The sequence below is a fragment of the Kushneria sinocarnis genome, assembly GCF_003633775.1.
GTDB classification, from domain to species: Bacteria; Pseudomonadota; Gammaproteobacteria; order Pseudomonadales; family Halomonadaceae; genus Kushneria; species Kushneria sinocarnis.
Genome location: NZ_RBIN01000012.1, coordinates 46,069 through 52,518 on the forward strand (window position 1 = coordinate 46,069; position 6,450 = coordinate 52,518).

The window sequence follows — 6,450 nt, forward strand, 5'->3', positions numbered from 1 at the left end:
ACTCGGCCGCTCGTGGCTACAGCGCCCCGTCGGCGACCGCTCGCGCCATGGTGGGCGCCAGCGGCAGGCGGGGCAGCAGCGTGGCCTGAAAGGCGTGATAGAGATCGGGCTTGCCGGACCAGAGCTGGCTGGAGGGGCGGTTGTGCGCATCCAGCTCGTGCCACCAGCTGCCGCGCTCGCGGTCGATCAGAAAGCGGTCGATATAGTCCCAGAAGCGTCGATACCAGATCTCATAGCCGCTGTGTCCGGTGCGCTGATAAAGCGCGGCCGCCGCACTGGCGGCTTCCGCCACCGGCCAATGCAGGCGCTCGCGCACCAGGGGCTGGTTCTCCCAGTCATGGGTGTAGATCAGCCCCGGTTCACCATCGGCGGCCCAGCCCAGTTCGGTGGCACGCCGGAACAGCCCCTGGGCATCTTCCAGCAGCCAGCCCGGTGCCGTCTCGCCGTGGCTCAGTAGTCCGGCTTCCAGGTGCAGCAGCAGCCGGGCCCACTCGAAGCTGTGCCCCGGGGTCGCGCCATAGGGGCGAAACGGGTCCTTCGGCGAGTCCGCATTGTAGTCGCGCCATTCGTGCCAGTTTTCATCGAAGTGCTCGACCACGCGATAATCGTTGGGCCGCGCATGGTGGTGGATGATGTTCTCCACAATGGAGCAGGCACGCTGGCGCCACACCGGCTCGCCCAGCACATCGGCCAGCTGCAGCAGGGCCTCGGTGGCATGCATGTTGCTGTTGCCGCCACGGTAGGCTTCCTCGTCGCGCCAGTCCCGCGAGAAGCCTTCCCGCAGCCGGCCTTCCGAGTCGGACCAGAAGCGCTGCTCCAGCACCCGGCTGACATCTTGCAGCAGCGGCCCGGCCTCTTCGTTGCCGGACTGCCAGGCGCTGGCCGCGGCCAGCGCCACGAAGGCGTGGATATAGGCCTGCTTGGGTTGCGCCTCGCCCTCGCGCGGCAGCTCGCTGTACCAGCCGCCAAACTCGCTATCCGCCAGTGGGCCCCGCAGTGCCGCCACGCCATGGGCCACCAGCGGCGCTGTTCCCGGCGTCCCCCGCATGGCGGCCAGCGCAAAGCAGTGGGTCATGCGCGCCGTGATCATGGTATCGGGGTGGGCATCGGCCGCCAGCCGCCCGTGCTCATCCAGCGCGGCAAAGCCGCAGTCGGGGTGGCGCGAGGCCCGATAGAAGGCCAGCAGGCGCTGACCCTCGGCTTCCAGCCAGGCATGGTGCGAGGCGCGCTGTACCCAGCTGCCGCCGGGCAGGGTCGCGCGTTGAACGCTTTCGGTCATGATGAACAGGCTCCGGCAGATCCAGGAGAAATGGCGCATCGGGCCGGCCGCTCAGGGCAACCGGGAAGAGACAACGGCCGATGGCTCATGCTCCTGAAAATCTAGTATCAGAGGCGCTGTTTTCAAATAACGCCCTGATATGCATGATCATTGAATATCTGCCGGCAGGGCTCAGTGCGCCTTCATCTCCTCGGCGATCTCATGACCGTTGAGCTCGGCGGGATAATAGGTCGGCCAGTGGGTCACCTCTTCCAGCAGTGCTGCACGATCGTCGCCCATGTAGAGGTGGTAGTGCTCGGCATCGGTGGGCGCGATGGCATGGTCGCTGAACTGGATGAAGCCGGGGGCGGCCGCGTCGCCGGCGATGCGCTCGAAGATGTAGCGCACGCCCCGGTTGCCGGCTTCATAGGTGAGTATCTCGTGACCGTCGTCGGCATATTCGGCGGTATGGACCTCACCACCGTCGAAGAATGTAACCCTGCTGCCCTCGATCACGATGCGCCGCACATCGGTCCGGTAGCCCTGCTCGTAATAGGTCCTGTACTCGGCAGCCGTCTTGTCGCCATGTCGGGCCTTGTGGGCCATTACCTCATCAAGGGTGCCGTTTTCCAGATAGGGGTAGACGGACTGCCACGCGCCCGCCCAGTCGGCAAGCGAGCGCTCCCTGACCTGATCATCATCGAAGTAGCCGGCATGAATATCGCTGTCATGCTCATGATTGTGCGCGTGGTCGTGGTCGTGGTCGTGGTCGTGGTCGTGGTCGTGGTCGTGGTCGTGGTCGTGACCATGATCGGACGCCTGCTGCGCGGCAGACTCCGACGCCCCACCCCCGTTATGCTCGGCAGCACCGGCGCTCGCGATGCCACCGGCTGTCAGCAGACCAACCAGCAGCGTACTCATCTTCCGGGAGGGCAGTAACTTCATGATGCGGCTCTCTTGTGCAGCTCAGGATACGGCTTTTTATTGTACGTTATATCATATCATTTATTGCTGCCGGTCAGCCCACCGCCAGGCTTCACTTAAGCGAGCGGCAGAGACATGCCCTCGACCGGTTTCCCCTCCGTGATCGAGCCGCGCCCTGCCCTCGTTCGGCGCACCGGCGTGCCGCTGATCGACTGCCGACACCTGTTGACTGCTGCCGGGCAAGCGACGCTTTCTGTCAGCAATCCATCCGAAATACATGACAGCGCCCTTGAGCGATCGCTTTCCAGAAGATTACTTAAAGTAACGGAAGGTTAATATGGGTACGCCATGCAGGGGGCAATCACCCATGGAAGGGCATCAATGTCATGAAGGTTCGCTACTACGCAAAAAATACGCGCGGCCCGGCGAAGGGCATTCCGATCGAGACCGATCATGCCACCTTTGCCAGCATGCCCGAGCACGGCCAGACCACCTTTCATGGAGAGCTGAGTACTTCCACTTATCGCACCAGCGCTGACGGCAGGGTTGTCGTTGAAAGACGGGTGAGCAGCGCATAGAGGATGTTTGCATGAGCCTGAACGGACGCAGTGCTCTGACCCACAACTGGCGCGACGCCAGCGACGGTCTTCGTCGGGGGCAAATGGATTTGCGGGATGAATTTGTCAAAACCCATCGTACTGCCATACGCCAGCGTGTCGGCCGGGCACTGGCGGCACAGCGGGCGCTATCCGGTGTTCGGGCGGAATTCTTTGTGCAGGGATTCATGGGGCTTTCCACCCGACAGGGCACCCCGCATCGGATGGGGTGTGAAGCCGAATTCAACGAGGGGCGCAAGGCCATGACCACCGGGCTGGCCCGGCAGATGGACGGGTTGGCCCATGTCTGGCTGAAGGCCACACCGGCACACATGCAGCAGCTGGATCTGCTCACCGCCGAAGAGCTGACCGGTCAGGCAAGCACTGAGGAAGTCCTAGCGCTGGAAGAATGGCTGCAGGGCATGGAGAGCGGCGACGACGCTCTCGGAGAATGAATCGGTCGAGAGCAGTGCAGCACGATGCGGGAAGGATCAGGTGGCACCCGCGGCAGGACTATAAAAACGATCTAAGCACATGATTTTAATGAAGTAACGGGATATGAAAACAGCGGTATATGCCAGTGGGTATGCCATGGGGTGCAATTGGAGGGCCATACCTTTCCCTATACGATAGTTGGCCACAAGGCGGCTTACGGCCAGAAGCGGCCACTACACGCCTAGCAATAAGGCTGCTAATAGCGCACTCGGCTTATACGTACGCTCCGAATTCTAGTTAGAGCCCCACCAACAAACTATTTAGAATAATTGCTTGCGCCTTCTATTCACCTTGAGCTTCAGTCCTTTCACGAGATAGGTTTTGACAATACCGTGCGTTTTGAGGATATCGAGTAGTGACCGATCGGCGGTAGTATCTGGAATCTCAACCTTATGCTGGCCAACTGTCGTTAGCTTGGAATAGTCGCCACCCATTGAGTCGAGAATAGCGAACAATTCCTCGCGCTCAAGCGATGGAAGGTGTGGCTCAAGCAGTACTATCACATGCGGAGCTCCGGCACCGCCGAGTGCCAACTGCTTTACGACCTCCCGTTCCAGCGGGAGACCTTTTTGCACCGCAACTCGCGCGATTTGACTCAAGCCAGCGCGGTCAGCTTCCGGGGCGTAGTTGCTAGCCTGTCTTACGATCTCCATCTTGATCGCCGGATCGACTTTATCGCTTTTTAGCAGCCTTGCGAGATCCTCTCGCACGAGATCCGGGCTTATATATTCCTTGAATTCACGCGACTCGCGAATGTATGCCTCACGGGTCGGCCAGTCCATCTCGCTGAGATGGGCGTAAGATGCAGCCTCATCCTTGATCATCTTGTACTTCAGAAGTAGCGCGAAGAGCTCACCACCTTCAGCCGCGACCTCGCTCGACTCAAAGGGATGCGTCAGTTTAAGTCTTGAAGCCAGCTTCGTACGGAGCTTTGCAGGGAGAAGCTCCGCATCTGCCGCCAAGATCGCTCGCGCGAGTTCCGCCCTCGCTTCATCGTCAGCTTTGTCGGCTCCTGTAATGGCGCTTGCAGAAGTCAGAACTTTGGCTAGGTTTGCGTCAATTTCTTCCGAAGTACTGACGTAGCGCTCCACATTCTCAAAAGTTGCAGGGAAGCGTTCATTCTCAGCCAGTTGAGGCCAAGCCTGCGACGAAACTTCGGCGAGATCATTGACGACACAATTAGGCGATGCGTGTGCAATGACATCCCCAAGCCGATCGGACTCATGCTCGAGGACATCTTCGATCACGGAAATAAAGCGCTCTGAGCATTCGATGGTCGGCGACACTCCCTCCACTGCTGATATATACGCACTTGGATTATCAAGTATGTAATCGTAAACCGATCGATCAGCAGCCTGAATTATGTCCAGTGCCAAGCTCGTCTTGGCGTCGATAGCCACCTCGAGATTTTCGCGTTTGATCTCGTAAAGGCTGCGATCGACGAACGCACGGCGCATGTTCTCGGTCAGCGGTGCTAGAAGCGGTAACTTAATGCTGGCTTGAGCAAATAGATCGCCAATACGTTCCGCCTGAGTGAGGGGGACAGTATCAGACGTTAGCGTCGCGAGTTCGGTGTATCGGTTACTCAAATAGCAAGAGACAGCGGAAGAAGTTTGATACGTATCGCTTCCCAAGTGCTTGAGAGCAGCGTCGACAAGTTCGAGCTGCAGCGCGATATCAACCTCTGCCTGGCTTATGAGATAAATCAGTACTTTTGAGTAAATGGGCGTTAGTAGCGCAATCAGCCTTGTCTGCTGATGACCACCATTAAGATAATCCTGCATGAAGCTTGTCTGGCGCTCGCCGAACCCGACGAACGAATGAATCATGATTTCCGCCGCCGCGGCATTGGTCGACAGTAGATGATCCAGAATGTCGATATTATAGAGCGAAGGCTCTTTCAGAGCATCCTTACCGCGTTCTCGGACAACGTCGTCGACATCACTTGGGTCCAGTTTAAACTGTGCGTCCATCAGATCGCGCTCGACATGATGGATGATGAAGTTGGTCGCGGCCGAGCTGACGCGGTCGCCGTGGAAAGTAGATGTGTAGAGCGTGAAGTTTCTATTGATATAGCCAGCACGCACCAACTCGTATGCCAGCCCGGATTTGAGAAGCTTATTGGAAACAGCGGCGAATGAATGCTCCATTTCGTCATGTTCGACAAGAAAATCGGATCGCTCGATAAGATCTTTCAGATCGGCGCCACGTAGAAATTTGAGGTCCGCGTTTATATCCTCAAGCCGGTCGTTTATCGCTCGGCGAGCCGCGTCATCCCAACTCTCGGCGTCTAGCGAATCAGAAAGCTCGGCGGCAAGGTGCGCTTTAGTGAAGCTGAGAACTGTACGTCCGCCCAACTTCCAATCCAATGTCGGGTTGCCATCATTCGAAGTAAATTTTTGCCAAAACTCTGCACTTTGAAGCTCATCCGGTGTCAATAGTTCGCCAGAGAAAACATACTGACCATTGTTATTAATATTAATGCAAGCCTCTATTGTTCGCTGCACATGCTTATGGAGGCGTTTGCCAAGTTGTTGGCTACGTATCGCAGCGCCGTCAATCCGTAACCGGCTTCTAAGAGCCTCGCGTCTCTCGTCCTGCAACAGTTGTGTGTTATGTCTAATCAACTTACGGCTTACGTCGTAAAGGGTGTCCAAGTTGCTTTTGCATAAACGGATTGCCTCGAAATCTGTGAGATGCGTGCTCTTATAAAGCATCATTGCGAACAAATCCGTTTCGTTTAGCCTAAGAGGGTTGTCATCACTCAAGATGATGCGGTCGCGAAATACAATGAACTCATTGCGGACGTTTTTGAGCAGCCGCATTTCCGGTACATATCCAGTGGCGAGGTCAAGCAGTTTCTTGTCGACATGATTTTCGAATTGGTCGAGAAGCTGCGTGGCGAGGTTGCGAGCGCTTCGGTGAGTGATGAATGGAACCACTGGAATGACGAGATCAAAGAACTTTGTCCGGTTCGCACGGACTGTCTCGGATTGGGCGCGGTCCTCGTTTGTATCTAGCCCTTGATCGTACCCACGGTCGCTGTTTTTATAACTAATTTGATCGAATATGCTGTCCTTAAGGAAACGCTGCATAAATCCCGCCGCAGCTGCCTGATCGCCATCGGCGGGGTAGAATCTGGCTACCCTGTCACCACCTGACCGAGCTACCCGATGA

Annotated in this window: 5 protein-coding genes; 2 read left to right on the forward strand and 3 right to left on the reverse strand. The window is 57.4% G+C overall.

What is annotated here, in order from left to right; genetic code table 11:
• Window positions 1-16: 16 nt before the first annotated feature.
• Both C7446_RS16045 and C7446_RS16050 read right to left on the reverse strand, forming a co-directional pair.
• Window positions 17-1,279: a D-mannose isomerase gene (locus tag C7446_RS16045; protein WP_121174133.1), complete on the reverse strand. Its 1,263-nt coding sequence runs from the start codon at window positions 1,277-1,279 to the stop codon at window positions 17-19.
• Between the two features lie 171 nt (window positions 1,280-1,450).
• Complete coding sequence (locus C7446_RS16050) at window positions 1,451-2,203, reverse strand: metal-binding protein ZinT (protein ID WP_121174126.1); 753 nt, start codon at window positions 2,201-2,203, stop codon at window positions 1,451-1,453.
• A 365-nt stretch (window positions 2,204-2,568) separates the two neighbouring features.
• Here C7446_RS16050 and C7446_RS16055 point away from each other — a divergent pair, with 365 nt between their 5' ends.
• Both C7446_RS16055 and C7446_RS16060 read left to right on the forward strand, forming a co-directional pair.
• On the forward strand, window positions 2,569-2,760 hold the full coding sequence (locus C7446_RS16055; RefSeq protein ID WP_121174127.1) for a hypothetical protein: 192 nt from the start codon (window positions 2,569-2,571) through the stop codon (window positions 2,758-2,760).
• An 11-nt stretch (window positions 2,761-2,771) separates the two neighbouring features.
• On the forward strand, window positions 2,772-3,233 hold the full coding sequence (locus C7446_RS16060) for a hypothetical protein (RefSeq protein ID WP_121174128.1): 462 nt from the start codon (window positions 2,772-2,774) through the stop codon (window positions 3,231-3,233).
• Window positions 3,234-3,533: 300 nt separating this feature from the next.
• Here the strand turns inward: C7446_RS16060 and C7446_RS16515 are convergent.
• Window positions 3,534-6,450: YobI family P-loop NTPase (locus C7446_RS16515; protein WP_170150115.1), on the reverse strand; the 2,917-nt coding region annotated here is incomplete at its 5' end.